The following is a 16545-nucleotide window of genomic DNA, read 5'->3' on the forward strand; positions in this document are numbered from 1 at the left end:
TACTGCCCGAAACAGATGAATCGCGCATCTGCAGTGAAAGACTAATTGAAAAATTTAAAAGAAATGAGTGATTCACTGTGACTACACGAACGGTTCCTCTAAAGGAGCACTGGTTGAAGAATAGTATTCTTTTTTTGGGCAGCCAGACGATTTCGCTCTTTGGTTCGTCCTTGGTTCAATATGCGATGATGTGGTATGTCACGCTGCGGACAGGTTCCGGATCAATGATGACTATTTACATTATTTGCGGATTTATTCCAACCTTTCTTTTATCACCTGTCGCGGGCGTATGGGCGGATCGATTTAACAGAAAGAACCTCATTATGTTATCTGACGGATTAGTTGCTACGGCAACGCTCATCTTGGCTCTTTTCTTTTTAGCCGGATTTGATTCCATTTGGCTGCTTTTTCTCATGGCGTCTATTCGTGCTCTTGGGACGGGAATCCAGACGCCGGCGGTTGGTGCGATTCTGCCGCAAATTGTACCTAAGGATCATTTGACGAAAGTAAATGGCGCGAACGGCAGTATTCAAGCGGTGATCATGTTTGTCTCGCCAATCGTCAGTGCAGCTTTGCTGACCATGACTTCCATTGACATGATCTTCTTCATTGATGTCATTACAGCGGTGATTGGGATTACAACTATGTTTACCTTGGTTAAGGTATCTGTTCATGAAAAGGCGCTGAAGAAACAGACGACCAGTTACTTCAAAGACTTTAAAGAAGGCTTGCGCTATGTAAATAATCACAGCTTTCTAAAAATATTTTTTCTGTACTTTGCTGTTTTCTTTGTCTTGATGGCTCCGGCGGCTTTTCTGACTCCGCTTCAAGTTTCGCGTACGTTTGGCAGTGATGTTTGGCGCCTAACCGCGGTTGAGATCGCCTTTTCCATCGGCATGATGAGCGGCGGAGGAATCATCGCGTCTTGGGGCGGCTTCCAGAATAAAATAAAAACGATAATCTTTTCGACTGCATTGATGGGAATCTGCACGCTTGCGTTAGGGGCTCTCGTTTTTAACTTCTGGGTCTATCTTACTTTTATGGCTTTGTTCGGTGTCGCCATGCCGATCTTAAATACGCCGACGACCGTGCTCCTGCAGGAAAAAGTCGAAGAAGATTATTTGGGCCGTGTCTTTGGTGTCATGGGGATGATTTCTACGTCGATGATGCCGATGGGCATGCTGATTTTCGGGCCGATTGCGGATTTCATACGGATCGAATGGCTGCTTCTGGGAACCGGTGCCATCATGCTGATTCTGGTTTTACGCATGGGACGGAATAAGGTATTGATTGAAGCGGGAAAACCTGTCCCGCAGGAATCTCCATCATAATGAACAAAAACTCATTCTTGAACGCGTTAAAGGTTCGGGAATGAGTTTTTTTGTTACAAGTTAAGAAAGTTTAGCACTGTAGCATGTGGGTACGATGATACGCATCATAAGATTCGGTTTGACGATCAGATAAAGCGTCCCATCCAAGAAATAAACGGAGAAACTCCGCTTATCGAATCGAAAAATATGAAAATGGCGGGTTTTGTTTGGCATAAGCGGAAAAATTACCTTTATTTACCCACGAAACAAGCATCGTATTGCAGATAACCGGAAAATTTCCGCTTATTTTCCGTTGATACTCAGCACTTTTATGCAATCCTTCAGGGTGAATTGAAACGACCCTACCTAACGGTGCACAGATTGTCGGATCTGTTCGTTTCTCTTTTGTTATCTTTAAGTCAAGGAGGTCATGACTATGGATTCGCTAAGACGAATGAATTGTGCCATGGACTACATTGAAGCGCATCTGACAGAAACGATCAATTATCAAGAAGCAGCACGGCGCGCATGCTGTTCGGAGTATCATTTCAAGCGAATGTTTTCCTTTCTTGCTGGCATACCGATTTCCGAGTATATTCGCCGAAGACGGTTGACCCTTGCGGCATTTGAACTCAGAGACAGCCGCAAAGTCATCGACGTTGCCGTCAACTACGGCTACACTTCCGCGGATGCGTTCACTCGTGCGTTTCATTCCCTGCACGGCATCACGCCTTCAGAGGCAATGAATACCGCGAAAAGTCTCAAAGCCTTTCCACGCATGACCTTCCAAGTAACCATTCAGGGAGTGAGCGAAATGAAATATCGCATTGTAGAGAAAGATGCCTTTCGAATTGTCGGTTTGAAAAAAAGAGTACCAATTATTTTCAATGGTGTAAATTCTGAAATTGAGGCGATGTGGCGGAGCTTGGATGAGCAAAAGATCAAGATCCTGAAAGGACTCGCAAATATCGAGCCATCTGGAATCATCAGTGCATCGACCAATTTTTCTGAAGGTAGAATGGAGGAAAAGGGAGCGCTTGATCATTATATCGGTGCAGCAACAACAAAGGAGTGCCCCGATCCTTTTGCATCACTGGAAGTTGCCGCAGCTACGTGGGCAGTCTTTGAGGCGGTCGGTCCGTTCCCCGATGCGCTGCAAGACGTGTGGGGACGCATCTATTCGGAATGGTTTCCTTCGTCTGATTATGAAGCGGTTGAAGGGCCCGAGATCCTTTGGAATGAAAGCAAGGACACAACCTCATCAAAGTTCAAAAGTGAAATTTGGATATCGGTAAAACGCATTACTGAATGATCTCGTGATTGATCGTGGCAGGACGACGATCAATTTTAGACAGATCAATTATTAAATCTTTTTGCACAATAAAAAAACGCTTGGAGATTTTTCAAGCGTTTTAATGTATTCAATTTACCGTTGTTACTTGTATTAAATCGTCGGTACGAACACAATCCGCTTTCCATTTTTAACAGGAGCACGCCAAACGTTCCCCACTTCGGAGAGCGGGACGGGTGACGCGTTCACCTTCAGCTTACCGGCTGTAATCACATCGATCAATGCCGGGAATTCGGCTAGATATCCGGCGGTCGTGACGGAGCCCTGACCGCTGCCGAGCACTTGAAAGTTGGCAGAACGCAGGGCGACGGAAGGAACGGCGGCGGTTGGTCCGGCAATGGAACCGATTTGAATCCAGGAAAGCTTCCGGCTCCGATCAGAACGTTTCATCAGGATCGGGAGCATCGCGCGTTCAGCCGGTTTTCCCCAAAGATAGTCAATGACGACGTCAACCTCAGACGCTGCTTGACCAAGCCGGTTGGCAGCTTCCTTCGGATCGCCCGCCAAGGACACGGTAGCATCCGCACCTAACGCCGGCAGAGATTCAAGACGTTCCGGATCACGGCCGGCACCGATCACTTGACTTGCACCGAGAAGCTTGGCAATTTGGACGGCCATCTGTCCGGAATTTCCGGTTGCACCTAGAACCAGAAGCTTTTGTCCCGGCTGAAAATCGATACGGCGGCGGAGTGCTACCCATGAAGACATTGCCGGATTCATGGCAGCGGCAATATTAATCGGATTAGCATTTTCTGTAAGCGGAACACTGCGCCGCAGGTCGATGACCGCTTTTTCCGCAAACGTACCCAGAAATTTGTCCGGTGTGACAAAATAGACGAGCTGACCATCAGGCAGCCGCCCAACACCGTCAATGCCGGGGATTAATGGCAGTTGATTCGTACTGGTATAGTGAGAACCGTTAGCCTGAGAGCGAACGCGAGGGTGGAAACCGGCGGCGAGAACATCAACAAGTACTTCATTTTTCCCCGAAGGCTGCAGTAAATCGAAAATTTCATAGTTTGGGACGGAATCAAACGTGTGCACTACAGCAGCGTACATAATAAAGACCTCCATTCACATCGTGTGTGTTATTAGTTTGCTTCACAAACAATATAGTTTGTTTTACAAACAAAGTCAAATCTGTGGTACACTGAGAGAAGAAAAAGTCTAAAAGTGACAAGGGTGAACAACATGAACAATGATCCAATACAAAATCAGTCAATTGTAGATGGATTGGTCCAACTCTCGTTCCTTGTTCAGGAAATCCTTGGACGAGTAGGGACAGAGCATGGACTGTCGATTATTCAACTTCGACTGCTCGGAATTCTTCGTGATCGAGAGCCAAGCATGCGGCAGCTCGCTAAGCATCTTAACCTTGACAAATCCAGCATTACCGGCCTTGTCGATCGAGCGGAGCGTCGCGGCCTCGTCGAACGTAAAGTTTCTCCCAATGATCGGCGCGGATTCAATGTGTGCATAACACCTGCCGGACGGGAATTGACTCAGGCAGGCAACGAGGAGATTGTGCGTCACGTGAAAGCTGCTGTCGAAGGACTTACAGAGAGAGAACGTGCGCAGCTCGTTATGCTTGTACGTAAAATTCTAGGCAATACCGTTAAATGAATGACAACGGCTCAATTTTGATAGCAGATGACCTGACAATACAAAAAAACTTCGGTCCGGAGCTCTTGTTGTATGTTTATTTTAGAGAGATTGTTAGTTTAAGTGGCTCATAGAAGTACTCTCGGGGAAAAAGAATGACTAAAACGTCATTTCTATCTTCATCTGATTCGGTCCAATAAGACAAGTATGCAGTTTGTTTTTTAATTGATAATAGGTATCAAGAGAACGCACAGCGGTTAGATGATCATTTCTTTCATCACCAATTGTCGAATTACCTCTTATTTCCATTGGAATCAAACTGAACGAAAACTTCATTCAATCCGGTTGATAAGATCAATAATTGATGGTTTGGACTTATTTTCATTCGTTTCGCAAGGGATTAATCGTTATAAGCGAATCCCCTTAATACTTGGCTTTATTTCCGTTTCAACCAGGCAACCTGAGAACGTTCTTTATCTATACAAAAAGGCCCCAAAAAAAGATTACTCCTTTCATGGGTGCCTCTTATTGATCGTTTTACTTTATTTTACTTTTTGCCAGATTCTCCAACTTCCAGTAGTTTGGTTTGCCGCTGCCGAGAAGCGGAATTTCCTCCACGTGTTCGATGCTGGACGGCATGTAGAGCATGGACATCTTTTTGCTTTTGATGAACTTCTTGAGCTCGCGCGCCGAAACGTTGGCTTTCGTTGTAAACATAACAATTTGTTCACCTTTACGTTTGTCGGGGATACATACAGCATAAAAATTAGACTCGCCAAAGCAATCAAGTGCCAATTCCTCAACCTTATTCAGAGAAATCATCTCGCCGGCAATTTTCGCAAACCGCTTTAATCGGCCGATGATGTGAATGAATCCATCTTTATCGATTTCAGCAATGTCACCGGTATTGTACCATTCGCCACAAGGAATGAAGCCTTGTCCGTGAATCAGATAACCTTTCATTACATTCGGACCTTTGAGCAGCAGGTTACCACCTTCGCTAACGCCCTCTACCTTAGCGATTTTCGCTTCCATTAGGGGAATCAACGGACCAACCGTACCCGCCTTATAACGCTCATGCGTATTCAGCGAGATAATCGGCGAGGTTTCCGTTGCTCCATAACCTTCTAAGATGGTGATCCCGAATTTATCCTGATAGGTTTTCCTTACGTCGTTTTGCAATCTCTCTGCTCCGGCAACCACAATGCGCAGTGTCTGGAATTGTTCCTTCGTCGCAAACTTGGCGTAGTTCTCGAAAAATGTGTTTGTGGCGACAAAAAGTGTACTCTTATCTTTTTCAATTGCTTTCGGAATCTCTTTGTAGCGGAGCGGTGATGGATATAGGTATGCTTTTACATTCGTGACAAGCGGTAAAATGGAACCGACGGTCATGCCAAATGAATGGAAAAGTGGCAATGGATTGAAAATACGATCCGTTTCTCTGACCTCGATATGGGCAAAGGTCTGCTTAATATTCGCAAAAATGTTGCGATGGGTCAGTACAACACCCTTTGGCTTCGACTCCGTACCGGAAGTAAACAGGATCACTTCGCCGGGCGCTTTTTTCTTCAATCTGGATGTCCTTGCTTCGATCAGACCGCCAATTTTATTAAAAGTGGTAATCCCATGCGCCAGATCTTCGAGATAGATCAGCTTAACCTGTTTTTCCATTTCTTCAACGACGAAACCGAGATTCGCCGTTTTAACAAATTCTCTTGATGTAATGACGGTTCCGAGGGAAGCTGTCTCAATGCAGTCGATGATGTTTGTTGTGCCCATTGTAAAATTTAAAAGGCAGGGCGTTTGCTCGTTTTTAAACAGACCGAACAGCACGATCACCTGTCCGACCACATTAGGCAAATAGAGTCCGACGCGTTTGTCATTCCCAACCGTCTGTTCCAGCTTTTTGCTCATGATATTGACGGCAATTAGGAACTTTTTGTAGGTGTATGAGCTGCTTGTATCTTCAATGATTACTTTTTTCGGATGTGCCTTCGCCTGTTTGACCATTTCATCAAATAGGTTCACATCTTCAGGTATTTGCAACGTCAAAATAGTCACTCCCATGTCATAACATTCAGATTCTGTTTCTATTATTAGATAGTTACGAAACGCAAGGCAGAATGTTTCAAATCGCTGTCTTTGCCTTTATTATGGACATATCTACTACTTTATTAAAACAAATCTGCTCTGAAAAGAGTAAACGGCAGTAAAAGGAGGATGGTTGAAGGAATGGATTTAAGACTAAAACGGCTCGTTGATTCGACGCGCGCCAAATTCGGATTGCAGCATTATCGTTTAGAGGGTTACCAATTTTTTCAGAAGGTCAACCTGTTTAATGATACGGAATACACACTATCTATGGAATGGTTTCCCAATCAAAGTGCGGCACATGCGGAGGATCAAAATCCGGAAGGAACGGCAGTGATTGAAATTGAGCTGGCTACGCAGAAAGTCAAGAGTGTCGTATTTGTCAACGATAAGTCCTTTGCCGATGGAGTTAAATTTAAGGGCAAGCAGGATATGATCAACTGGGTGGAACAGGAGACCGGACTCGTTTATGGAAAACAATTTCAAATGCAAAAAGATAAAACGGGTAAGCTATCTTTTAGTGAATGCGCAGACGGCGTCGCCCTGTATCCTTCAGGATGGATTGAGATTCAATGCGATCCGCAAGGGAACTTGACGACGTTTTCAGCCTATGTGCATGTACCGAATGAACAACAAATTCAAAAGGATGCGTATTCGCTGACACTCGATAAAGTTGCGGAGCTGGCGAAAGAGCGCCTGATCTTGACCGAAATTCCTCGATTTGAGCAAGAAAAACGCGTTCCTGTTTATGCCATCGACGAGATTTATCTGTCGAATGACCGCAAATCGGAAATTCCTTATGAACCTATTATGAACGAACATCCATTCACCCCAATAGACAAGACGATTTATTGGGACGAGCCTCTGGGCAAACCTCGTAAAAGAAAAGTGCTTCACTGGACTGATAAAGCCACGATTGAACAAGCTTTCTCATGTGAGCCAAGTCCGGATTCGTTACCAATTACAAGGCCGGAACAGAGGATGTGCATTCATGAAGTCAGGGCGTTCTTAAGCCGCGAATATACAGCTGATTCAGGAAAATGGATTTTAAAATCCTTGTACCGTGATCAAGGGTATATCTTTGCTGCGGTGAGGCGTGTTCAAAAAGAAAATCCACCCTTACAGAGAAAACTCACTCTTGTGATTGATCGCAGCAGCCTTCATCTATGCAACTTTATTGATAACAACCCCTTTATCGACTCAATAAATCAATTTCAAACAACTGGTGAAGTAGTGGTGACAAAAAAAGCAGCGTATGAAAAAGTTAAATCCTATATTGAATTAAAACCTTATTATGTCTACGACTTCAAGCAGCGGCTCTACGTTCTATGTGGGAAATTAGACTGCGACTATGCTGTAAACGCATCGAGTGGAGAAGTAGCCATGCTGGATGAGCTGTTACAATAAACGGTTATCAATAGGAAAGATAAAATAAGTACAGAATCGGTACAATAAAAAAGATCATTTACTGAGTCAGCAAATGACCGTTATATTTTTTAAAATAATGCCAGCTGATGTTTCAGACTGTATGCGACACCATCGTGATTGCAGTCGAGCGTGACATAGAAACTGATTTCCTTGATCGAAGGAATAGCGTTGCCCATAGCGACCTGTGTCGCGGCTGCACGAAACATGGGCAGATCGTTATGACTGTCGCCGATGACAATGGTATCTTTTTGATGGATACCGTAACGTTTGGCTAACTGGCGGATCGCCTTGCCCTTGTTACTTTTACTTGAGTTGAACTCCGCCGTATAGCCCACCGAGTTGGTACAAGCAATATCCGTTCGATCAGCAAAATGCTCCTTGAAGTCAGCAAGAACATGATTATTAAAGGAAAAAATCAGTAGCTTGTAAACCGAACAGCCACGATGGATAAACCTACTGATCTCTGCCTGTGGTTTCCAGCCTGCCTGATTAAACTGGACTTCCGCCCGCGCCCGCGCCTTTTGCGCCGTTTCCTGATGTTCTTCTGATTGGTCAAGTTCTTTCCGAAGAATCATTTTGCCGTCTGGCGGTGCAAGCAGATCGTGTTCCACTGTTACTTCATAATAGAGATGATGGTGTTCCGCGTATGCAATCAGTGTTTCAGCGGCGTCTTGAGGGAGCGGTTCCTCATCCAGAAGACGTCCGCTACGGTCAAAAATCGTCGCACCGTTTGAGGCAATCACCGGCAGATGTACTTCATTCCTAAGCATCGCTTGAACGTCCATGATTGCCCGCCCTGTCGCGATCGTGACAATATGATGCTCTGATGCTGCTGCAAGAGCCTTCATGTTTTCGGGACTGATGACTTGATCCTTGTTCAAGAGTGTTCCGTCGAGATCAATGGCGGCCAGTTTCAAAACCACCACTCCTTGCTACTTTGTCTGTAAAACGTTCAATTCTTGAGTGTCGATGTAAAGAGTACGGATTCCCCGGCTTTGACTTGGGTTAATTCCGACCAATTAAAAGAAAATTTGTCTTCCGCAGTGTTTGTGATCACGATCGGAACCATGATGCCTTTTCCTTGTTCGCTGATATAATCAAAATCTACCTTCATCACAGGCCGCCCGACTTTGACTTTATCTCCGACTTTAACGAGATTTTCAAAACCTTCGCCCTTGAGTTCTACGGTATCCAGTCCGATATGGACGAGAATCTCTTCGCCTAGTTTCGAACGAATGCCGAACGCGTGCTTGGTCGAAGCGAGTTGGATCACTTCACCGTCGACGGGAGCGACAATAGTGTGCGTGCGAATATCCGGCGTGATCGCCATTCCTTCACCCATCATTTTTTCAGAGAAAACCGGATCGGGGACATCTGTGACCATCAGTGATTTACCAGATATGGGTGCATAAACCTTTTCTTCTTTAATTGCTTGCTTTTGAAACAGCTTTCCGAACATATCAATCGCCTCCTTCGATTTTTATTTTGGTTTTAAGCGAAAAAAGTCAACCGTATTAATGCGAAGCTGCATAACAATGAGAAAAGAACTAAGCCAGCTGCAATTGCCGAAAACAGACGCTCGTGCAGTATATTGCGAATCGAAAGGGCGTCTTTCAATTGCGCGTCCGCATGGATCATAACAAAAGCAGCCATGATAGCGATTGCAATATTTCCAACAAGAAGCTGAGCGATCGTTAGCAGTCCTAGTATACCGTAGCTGTAATTTCTTCCATCCTGATCATCAAGTTTCCCATTCAATCGAAATAATAGATACCCCCAGATCACATTCAGCAGAACAGCAGTGAACATAACCGAATAAAGAGGGTGGGACACCAACAGTTCCTTAAAATCTTTACCATCTCGAACCATGGTTAAAAATAGATAGCTGCCGTACAGGCAAGGGGTCATCAAGGTAAAAACAGTCAAAAAACCATATAGTTTTTTAAATGAAACTTGGACAAGGAGTAAACGTTGCATTCTATTTTTCATTTTTAATCACTCCTGTAAAACAATTAAGGCTAATTATGAAGATAAAGCAACAAATCGTTGATACTTCAATACCCTGCTCTATTTTTAAAAAGCAGGGTATTGATTGAAAGAACGGCTGTGAAAAATTAGTTTAGGTTAAGTTCCAATTCTTTTACTTGCTCATTTTTCTTTAATTCCGGCCAGAAGCCCTTGTTTGCTTCGATCAGATCATCAAGGATCTTCTTAGCTACGGAAGCATCCGGAACGGTGTGTGACAAGGTCAGCGCCTGCCAGAGCTTCAGGTATGAATGCTCTTCCCATGCGTCCACTGCCAGTTTTTCTACGGCTACCTGCTGTTCAAGCAATCCTTTTTGAAAACGCGGAATGTCACCCATCGCCAATCGTTCGGGACCGTTTGATCCGACAATGCAAGGAACTTCAACCATTGCTGTTGGTTCAAAGTTTGCTACAGCACCATTATTCTCAACAATGACCAGCATACGTTCATGGGTGTTGTAAGCGATCGCCCGAGATAAATCAACGATGTAGTTGGAATGATCATCCGGTTTGAATTTCAGGCCTTCAATGGATTGAGATGCGGCAATTTTTTTGCATTCACTGAACACAAATTTTTCGCGTCCTTCCCGAACTTCATCTGTACGCGTATGATGCGGATCCATATGCTCCGCTTCGAATTTTGTGTAAAGATAGTACTGGAGGTACGTATTCGGAAAGCGTTCAGGATCAAGGGCAAAGGTATTTTTTGCCATGCCGAAGGTTGCTTTCCAACTTGATTCATCTGGGATATCCGGAAGAAGATATCCGTGTTCCGCTACATATTCCCGAATCTTAGGCATCAGGTCGTTTCCTTGTTTATCTCGAACAGCGGTCCACCACCCGAAATGGTTCAAACCAAAATAACGCACTTCAAGATCATTGTAATAGTTGAGTCCGACGATTTTTGCCATACGTTCCTGAATGCCGACGGGCATATCGCAGATATTGAGAATTTTTGCATTTGGTCTGAGACGCCGAGTTGCTTCGGCTACGATTGATGCCGGATTTGAATAGTTGAGCATCCAGGCATTCGGTGAATATTTCTCCATATAATCAGCAATTTCCAGTACACCGCCAATCGAACGGAGTCCATAGGCGATACCGCCAGGGCCGCAGGTTTCTTGACCGATGACACCATACTTTAGCGGGATCTTTTCATCTTGGTCGCGTAACGCGTATTTTCCGACACGAATTTGAGCCATAACGAAATCGACGTCAGTGAATCCTTCTTCCGGATCGGTAGTCGCAACGAATTTGATTTCAGGTGCTTTTTCTCTGAGGATGACTTCACAGGCATCGGCAATGACTTTTTGGCGTTCGCCGTCATTATCATAAAATTTCAATTGACGGATCGGGAATCGATCCAAGTGGTTGAGCAAGGTCATAACAATGCCAGGTGTATAAGTACTGCCGCCGCCGGCAATGACAATGGAAAACTTTTTCATCATTGGTCCCTCCATAAATGTTTGTTGATCTTGTTATTTTTTTGCGAATAGCTTTTACGTTTCTCATGTTACTCGATTTTTTAATGCTTACAATAGATTTTACGATGATTGGGACAGCGCTTTCGTTTTTGGATAATGTCTCATTTTGAGGGAATTTTCCAATCGGCTTCTAACACTAAGTAAGAAAGATGTTTCGTATGCATGGCAATAAAGAAAAAGAATTAAACAAGCTTCCTTGTGAAAATTCCCGCAAACTGAAATCCTTCTCTTAAACATCGTTGCGTTCCCAAACTATGTGAAAGTGATTGTAATCGATTGATATTCATTTATCATTTAAATGTAAGCGATATCATGAAGGCCTGCACCGATGCATAGCACCATAGCACGTGGTGACAGGTGTAAATTGATAGGATTAAATGAATCAGGAGGGTTTCCAATGATGCAGAAAATTCAGCGCTTTGGTGGAGCAATGTTCACACCGGTTTTACTGTTTACTTTTGCCGGAATTGTTTTGGCGATTTCCATTATGATGACCAATCCATTAATTGTGGGGGGGATTGCAGAGCCTGGGACATTTTGGACACAAATATGGACAATGATTGAGAATGGCGGGTGGACCGTTTTTAATCAAATGGAATTATTGTTTGTTGTGGGTCTTCCGCTTGGTTTGGCGAAGCAAGCCAATGGTCGGGCTGCCATGGAATCTTTAATTACTTATTTAACATTTAATTACTTTATCAATAGCATTCTCACTTTTTGGGGCAAAACGTTTGGTGTTAACTTTGCCATCGATATCAGCAAGCAATCAGCGGGTACCGGGTTGAAAATGATTGCCAGCACGAAAACACTTGATACAAGCATTTTAGGTGCTATTGTGATTTCAGCAATTGTTGTCTGGATTCACAATCGGTATTTTGAAAAAAAACTACCCGAATTCCTAGGCGTTTTTCAAGGCTCAGCATTTGTCGTCATCATTGGATTTGTCGTCATGATCCCAATGGCATTTTTGACTTGTCTCGTTTGGCCAAATGTCCAAAGAGGCATTTCGTCGATGCAATATTTCATGATCCATTCTGGATTTATCGGTGTTTGGATTTACGCATTTCTTGAACGTGTACTGATACCGACAGGATTGCATCATTTTGTTTATATTCCCTTTACCCTTGGCGATGCAGTGGCACCCGGGGGAACGATTAAATACTGGCTGCAGCATTTAGGAGAATTCTCTCAATCAACGAAGCCGTTAAAAGAATTGTTCCCGCAAGGCGGTTTCGATCTGTTTGGCAATGATAAAATCTTTCCTCCCGTTGGTATTGCCGCAGCTTTTTATGTTACTGCAAAGAAGGAAAAAAGGAAAAAGGTACTTGCCTTATTAATCCCGGCCGCATTGACTGCCATTCTTGCCGGAATTACAGAGCCTTTTGAATTTACATTCTTATTCGTTGCACCGGTTTTATTCATTATTCATGCTATTTTGTGTGCGACTATGGAGACGACCATGTATCTGTTCGGGGTAGTTGGTGATATGGGGGATGGTTTAATCTCACTTGCTTCTAAGAACTGGCTTCCTTTGTTTCGTAATTATTGGCCGACCTATCTAACGCAGATCATTATCGGTTTGATCTTTATTGTCATCTACTTCATCTTGTTCCGTTACCTGATTTTGAAGTTCAATTTGCCGACTCCGGGCCGTGAAGCAGATGATGAAGAGGCAAAATTGTATTCTAAAGCAGATTATAAGAAAAAAGTTGGGGACGGTGGTGAAAAGACTTCCGGGGATGCAAACGGTTATACGGAAGCAGCCGCTATTTATCTTGATGCACTCGGAGGGTTTGACAATATTCAGGATGTGACCAACTGTGCCACACGTCTGAGAGTCACGGTAAAGGATGAGCATTTAGTGCAGCCTGACGGGGCGTTTAAAGCGGGAGGTGCCCACGGTGTCGTCCGGCATGGAAAAGCATTTCAAGTTATTGTCGGACTATCTGTTCCCCAGGTTCGTGAAGCATTTGAAAGCTTGATCAAAGAAGGGATTAAGTAAATCTTTGACCTTCATTACGAACGGATTTCAACTATTTATGTGAACGTCCTTACACAGAACTTCAAAATTTGCGTTACTTAAGTCAATTGCTATTCGTTAATTGCCCTGTTATTATTTAATAGCAGGGCAATTTATTTCGCATGAATAGCCTTTCTTAATGTATGATTTTAATGCCGTTGCAACCGCTCGCTGCAAGTCTGAAAAACCATAGATGTTGAAAAATACATTTGGAGTCCGCTTCTGGTTTATGGATTTAACTGTATAAGGGGTGGTGCGACTTTGAAAATAGAAATGCTGATTAAGAAGTACTATGATCAATTGAATGAGAATGACTTGTCAACACTTCACTATATCATAGAAAATAAGAAAAAATGTGCTCAGGAAAGCATTACAGAGATAGCCAGCAGTTGCAATATCTCAAAATCATCGATTCTACGAACTGCCCAAAAACTCGGCTTTTCAGGATTCAGCGAATTTAAATACGCGCTTAAAAATGAACTGGAACCGGAAATTGTACGGGAGAAAAATTATCTACAAGAAACCGAAAAAAATATTCGCAATACGCTGACCTTTTTTGAGCGGACTAATCTTCACCCGATTTATGAAAGGATCAGAGAAGCTCGCCATATCTATGCTTATGGTACCGGGTTTGCTCAGAGAAATGCTGCCAGTGAATTAAAAAGGAATTTTTCAAACTTTGGCGTTGCCGTTTATTTAATTGAAGCTAAAAGAGAATTACAAACAACGTTGAAATGGTTGGATAAAAATGATTTGCTTATTGTCATCTCCTTAAGCGGAGATATTCCGGATCTTTTGGATGATCTTAAGTTGCTTCGTGTAAAAAAAGTGCCGGTTTTATCCATCACGAATATGAATTTTGAACGAAATGAATTAGCGAGCATCGTTCCCTATAATCTTTATTTCCAGTCAACACTTTATCCAGTGAAAGATCACAACAAAGTCAGTGAAAGCCCCGTTTCACTGGCAACCTTAAATTTTTTATGCGAAGCCCTTTCTTTTGGGTATGTTTTTCAAAATGAGAATGCTGAATAAGACAAATAAAAGAATGGGAGCGCACATAAGTGTTCACGGTTCTGTTTTTTTAAAGGCTTCATAAAGGATATCATTACTTCATAAGTGATGGTTCCTTTTTTTATTATGAATTTGATCGAAAAATTTCCCATCAGTTGATAAAGAAATCAAAAGGTGAAGGGTGTTCCCAAAATAATCGAATCGCATTGTGTGCAAAAAAATTCAGTGTACCATGAAAATGTAAGTGAGACTGGAGCTTAATAGACCACCGAATCAAAGTCCTACGCGTTATCCATTTCTCATGGAATAACCGTTCCCATGCTCAGAAAATTGATCGGTCCAGATGTTTCAGAGTGCGTTATCCGTCCCTGAACCGTAAATTTTCGAAATGAAGTTAAATCTAAAGGAATTGTGATGACTAAAACAGGCACAGATCCGAAGCCGCAAGGAGTGATTGGAAATGTTAGAAATTATCGGCTTTATCGCAGGTATCTTTACAAGTATCTCTTTCTTTCCACAGGCCATAAAGGTTATTAAAACGAATCAGGTAGCGGACATCTCTCTCTTGACGTATTTTATGTTCCTGATGGGACTTGCACTTTGGGTCGTTTACGGTCTATTTTTCCACTCACCGTCCATCTTTATTTGTAATGCGATATCGTTAATACCGGCAGGCATTATTTTTATCATAAAGGCGAAGAGTATCATTGAAAAGAAGCATGCGCGTCTTCAAAACTAGACAAATACGCAGCAAAAGATCCAAAGTTTTGGCGCACCTGCCCTGAACGTCCCAAAAGTAAGGGAGCGTTTTTTGTGTTTTATCGATTCAATTCATCCGATCATTCTATGACTTCTTAGGGTATAAAACAGATGACAATCATTTAGCAAAACCGCACAAATACAGTCAATACAAGATGAAGGAGCCGGAAAAAATGAATCGTGAACTTGGGAAGATGAGAAGCGTGGAACTGATACTATCGGGTCGTGTGCAGGGGGTTGGTTTTCGTTATTTTACAAAACAGTTAGCCGCTCAGTATCACATAAACGGATGGGTCAGAAACAAAGATGATGGGCGTGTGGAAATTGCTGCGGAAGGAACAAATCATCAAATAAATCAATTTATTCAAGCGATCGGACGGGGCAACTTTCTCGCCAAGATCAGAGATATGGACATTCACGACTTTGAGCCGGGTCACTACACTTCTTTTGATATCAGAGCAACTGTATAGTTATTGATTGCCTCGATTCCAGACATTTCGGTAATGCTCCGGTTTGGTCGTTATGGAGTTGTTCAAAAAAATGTAAACGTTTCCTATTATTGGCAATTCTAACGGTGACGGACTGTGTCCATATTGTTGGTGTGTTTTGTTTCACAAGCTGTTCGCCATGATCTGTTATAATAGTTATAGAAATCAATAAAAAAATAAACGATAGTTCAACGCATACAGCAACGAAAAAACGACATGAGGGAAGTGGAAACGACGAGCGCGAAGGAACAGTCAAACTCAATAAAACGATTGGATGTACCGCTGATTAAACAAAGGCCGGAGCTGCCGACCGGATGCGAAGGCGTCGCCTTAACGATGGCGCTCCATTACTATGGAATAAATGTTGATAAACAAACGATTGTTGATCAAATGCCGATTGATACGACACCGGCAACAAGAAACGAAGATGGTTCGATTAAAACATGGGGCGATCCGGAAGACGGTTTTGTCGGTGATCCCCGTGGTGATGGCATTACGATTAATCCTAATCCGTTAAAACAAGTGCTCGACCAATACCGCAGCGGCGGCATCGCTCTTTACGGCAAAGACTTCAGTGTCATTCAGAATTATGTGGCGAGCGGCATACCTGTTCTCGTCTGGTTCACCATTTCTCATGAAATGCCCATCTTGAGATATTGGCATACACCGACGGGCAAAGAAGTATTTGCACCGAGACCGTTGCATTGCATCGTTGTCACAGGCGTTGATGAGGACTATGTTTCTTTCAATGACTGTGAATCCACTGAACGGAGTGGGAAGGATGTAAAGGTGGAGAAAGAAAAGTTTATCAGAATCTATGATACGATGGGACGAAGAGCGCTGGTGGTCAGTTGAGACAGAGGTGTTTATTAATGTCTGTGCTGTTCCCATGATTGGTCATTGAGCACGCCTTACCGTCTTCTATGTCGTATGAAGGCAAAACGCTAATGCAAAAGAAGACCGTCCTGATAGG

15 protein-coding genes are annotated in these 16545 nt (G+C 43.3%); 9 read left to right on the plus strand and 6 right to left on the minus strand.

The genetic code is table 11. The features are described 5' to 3' along the window. Nucleotides 1-113 precede the first annotated feature (113 nt). Nucleotides 114-1331, plus strand: a complete 1218-nt coding sequence (locus NIE88_RS01150; protein ID WP_290446240.1) for an MFS transporter — start codon at nucleotides 114-116, stop codon at nucleotides 1329-1331. A gap of 415 nt (nucleotides 1332-1746) precedes the next feature. After that, nucleotides 1747-2622: an AraC family transcriptional regulator gene (locus tag NIE88_RS01155; protein WP_253057863.1), complete on the plus strand. Its 876-nt coding sequence runs from the start codon at nucleotides 1747-1749 to the stop codon at nucleotides 2620-2622. 132 nt (nucleotides 2623-2754) lie between these two features. Here NIE88_RS01155 and NIE88_RS01160 read toward each other — a convergent pair whose 3' ends face one another. Beyond that, complete coding sequence (locus NIE88_RS01160) at nucleotides 2755-3720, minus strand: quinone oxidoreductase family protein (RefSeq protein ID WP_253057864.1); 966 nt, start codon at nucleotides 3718-3720, stop codon at nucleotides 2755-2757. 132 nt (nucleotides 3721-3852) lie between these two features. Here NIE88_RS01160 and NIE88_RS01165 point away from each other — a divergent pair, with 132 nt between their 5' ends. Then, nucleotides 3853-4284, plus strand: a complete 432-nt coding sequence (locus tag NIE88_RS01165) for a MarR family winged helix-turn-helix transcriptional regulator (RefSeq protein WP_253057865.1) — start codon at nucleotides 3853-3855, stop codon at nucleotides 4282-4284. Nucleotides 4285-4800: 516 nt separating this feature from the next. Here NIE88_RS01165 and NIE88_RS01170 read toward each other — a convergent pair. Then, nucleotides 4801-6324, minus strand: a complete 1524-nt coding sequence (locus NIE88_RS01170; RefSeq protein ID WP_253057959.1) for an AMP-binding protein — start codon at nucleotides 6322-6324, stop codon at nucleotides 4801-4803. A gap of 171 nt (nucleotides 6325-6495) precedes the next feature. On the opposite strand from NIE88_RS01170, the gene NIE88_RS01175 reads away from it, so the two are divergent. Then, nucleotides 6496-7761, plus strand: a complete 1266-nt coding sequence (locus NIE88_RS01175; protein WP_253057866.1) for a hypothetical protein — start codon at nucleotides 6496-6498, stop codon at nucleotides 7759-7761. 89 nt (nucleotides 7762-7850) lie between these two features. Here NIE88_RS01175 and NIE88_RS01180 read toward each other — a convergent pair whose 3' ends face one another. From NIE88_RS01180 to NIE88_RS01195, 4 genes are all read right to left on the minus strand, one after another. Beyond that, complete coding sequence (locus NIE88_RS01180; RefSeq protein ID WP_253057867.1) at nucleotides 7851-8699, minus strand: Cof-type HAD-IIB family hydrolase; 849 nt, start codon at nucleotides 8697-8699, stop codon at nucleotides 7851-7853. A gap of 35 nt (nucleotides 8700-8734) precedes the next feature. Further along, nucleotides 8735-9241 (minus strand): PTS sugar transporter subunit IIA, encoded by a 507-nt coding sequence (locus tag NIE88_RS01185; RefSeq protein ID WP_253057868.1) that lies wholly within the window; start codon nucleotides 9239-9241, stop codon nucleotides 8735-8737. Nucleotides 9242-9273: 32 nt separating this feature from the next. After that, nucleotides 9274-9771, minus strand: a complete 498-nt coding sequence (locus NIE88_RS01190) for a hypothetical protein (protein WP_253057869.1) — start codon at nucleotides 9769-9771, stop codon at nucleotides 9274-9276. A gap of 125 nt (nucleotides 9772-9896) precedes the next feature. After that, complete coding sequence (locus NIE88_RS01195) at nucleotides 9897-11252, minus strand: 6-phospho-alpha-glucosidase (protein ID WP_373689385.1); 1356 nt, start codon at nucleotides 11250-11252, stop codon at nucleotides 9897-9899. Nucleotides 11253-11688: 436 nt separating this feature from the next. Here NIE88_RS01195 and NIE88_RS01200 point away from each other — a divergent pair, with 436 nt between their 5' ends. The 5 genes from NIE88_RS01200 to NIE88_RS01220 all read left to right on the plus strand — a co-directional run bounded on the left by NIE88_RS01200 (nucleotide 11689) and on the right by NIE88_RS01220 (nucleotide 16427). Beyond that, complete coding sequence (locus NIE88_RS01200) at nucleotides 11689-13293, plus strand: alpha-glucoside-specific PTS transporter subunit IIBC (RefSeq protein ID WP_253057871.1); 1605 nt, start codon at nucleotides 11689-11691, stop codon at nucleotides 13291-13293. Between the two features lie 279 nt (nucleotides 13294-13572). Next, the gene (locus tag NIE88_RS01205) at nucleotides 13573-14346 is read left to right on the plus strand and encodes a MurR/RpiR family transcriptional regulator (RefSeq protein ID WP_253057872.1); all 774 of its coding nucleotides are present in this window, start codon (nucleotides 13573-13575) and stop codon (nucleotides 14344-14346) included. A gap of 439 nt (nucleotides 14347-14785) precedes the next feature. Further along, nucleotides 14786-15064, plus strand: a complete 279-nt coding sequence (locus NIE88_RS01210; RefSeq protein WP_253057873.1) for a SemiSWEET family sugar transporter — start codon at nucleotides 14786-14788, stop codon at nucleotides 15062-15064. A 193-nt stretch (nucleotides 15065-15257) separates the two neighbouring features. Further along, on the plus strand, nucleotides 15258-15554 hold the full coding sequence (locus NIE88_RS01215; RefSeq protein ID WP_253057874.1) for an acylphosphatase: 297 nt from the start codon (nucleotides 15258-15260) through the stop codon (nucleotides 15552-15554). 234 nt (nucleotides 15555-15788) lie between these two features. Next, nucleotides 15789-16427 (plus strand): C39 family peptidase, encoded by a 639-nt coding sequence (locus tag NIE88_RS01220; RefSeq protein WP_253057875.1) that lies wholly within the window; start codon nucleotides 15789-15791, stop codon nucleotides 16425-16427. The last annotated feature ends 118 nt before the right edge of the window (nucleotides 16428-16545 follow it).

The sequence above is a fragment of the Sporolactobacillus shoreicorticis genome, from assembly GCF_024125445.1.
Classification (GTDB): Bacteria; Bacillota; Bacilli; order Bacillales; family Sporolactobacillaceae; genus Sporolactobacillus; species Sporolactobacillus shoreicorticis.

Coding starts and splice junctions, on each gene's coding strand:
- NIE88_RS01155 (WP_253057863.1), top strand. CDS start 1,747: ATGGATTCGCTAAGACGAATGAATTGTGCCATGGACTACATTGAAGCG.
- NIE88_RS01200 (WP_253057871.1), top strand. CDS start 11,689: ATGATGCAGAAAATTCAGCGCTTTGGTGGAGCAATGTTCACACCGGTT.
- NIE88_RS01220 (WP_253057875.1), top strand. CDS start 15,789: ATGAGGGAAGTGGAAACGACGAGCGCGAAGGAACAGTCAAACTCAATA.
- NIE88_RS01215 (WP_253057874.1), top strand. CDS start 15,258: ATGAATCGTGAACTTGGGAAGATGAGAAGCGTGGAACTGATACTATCG.
- NIE88_RS01195 (WP_373689385.1), bottom strand. CDS start 11,252: ATGAAAAAGTTTTCCATTGTCATTGCCGGCGGCGGCAGTACTTATACA.
- NIE88_RS01210 (WP_253057873.1), top strand. CDS start 14,786: ATGTTAGAAATTATCGGCTTTATCGCAGGTATCTTTACAAGTATCTCT.
- NIE88_RS01190 (WP_253057869.1), bottom strand. CDS start 9,771: ATGAAAAATAGAATGCAACGTTTACTCCTTGTCCAAGTTTCATTTAAA.
- NIE88_RS01165 (WP_253057865.1), top strand. CDS start 3,853: ATGAACAATGATCCAATACAAAATCAGTCAATTGTAGATGGATTGGTC.
- NIE88_RS01160 (WP_253057864.1), bottom strand. CDS start 3,720: ATGTACGCTGCTGTAGTGCACACGTTTGATTCCGTCCCAAACTATGAA.
- NIE88_RS01185 (WP_253057868.1), bottom strand. CDS start 9,241: ATGTTCGGAAAGCTGTTTCAAAAGCAAGCAATTAAAGAAGAAAAGGTT.
- NIE88_RS01175 (WP_253057866.1), top strand. CDS start 6,496: ATGGATTTAAGACTAAAACGGCTCGTTGATTCGACGCGCGCCAAATTC.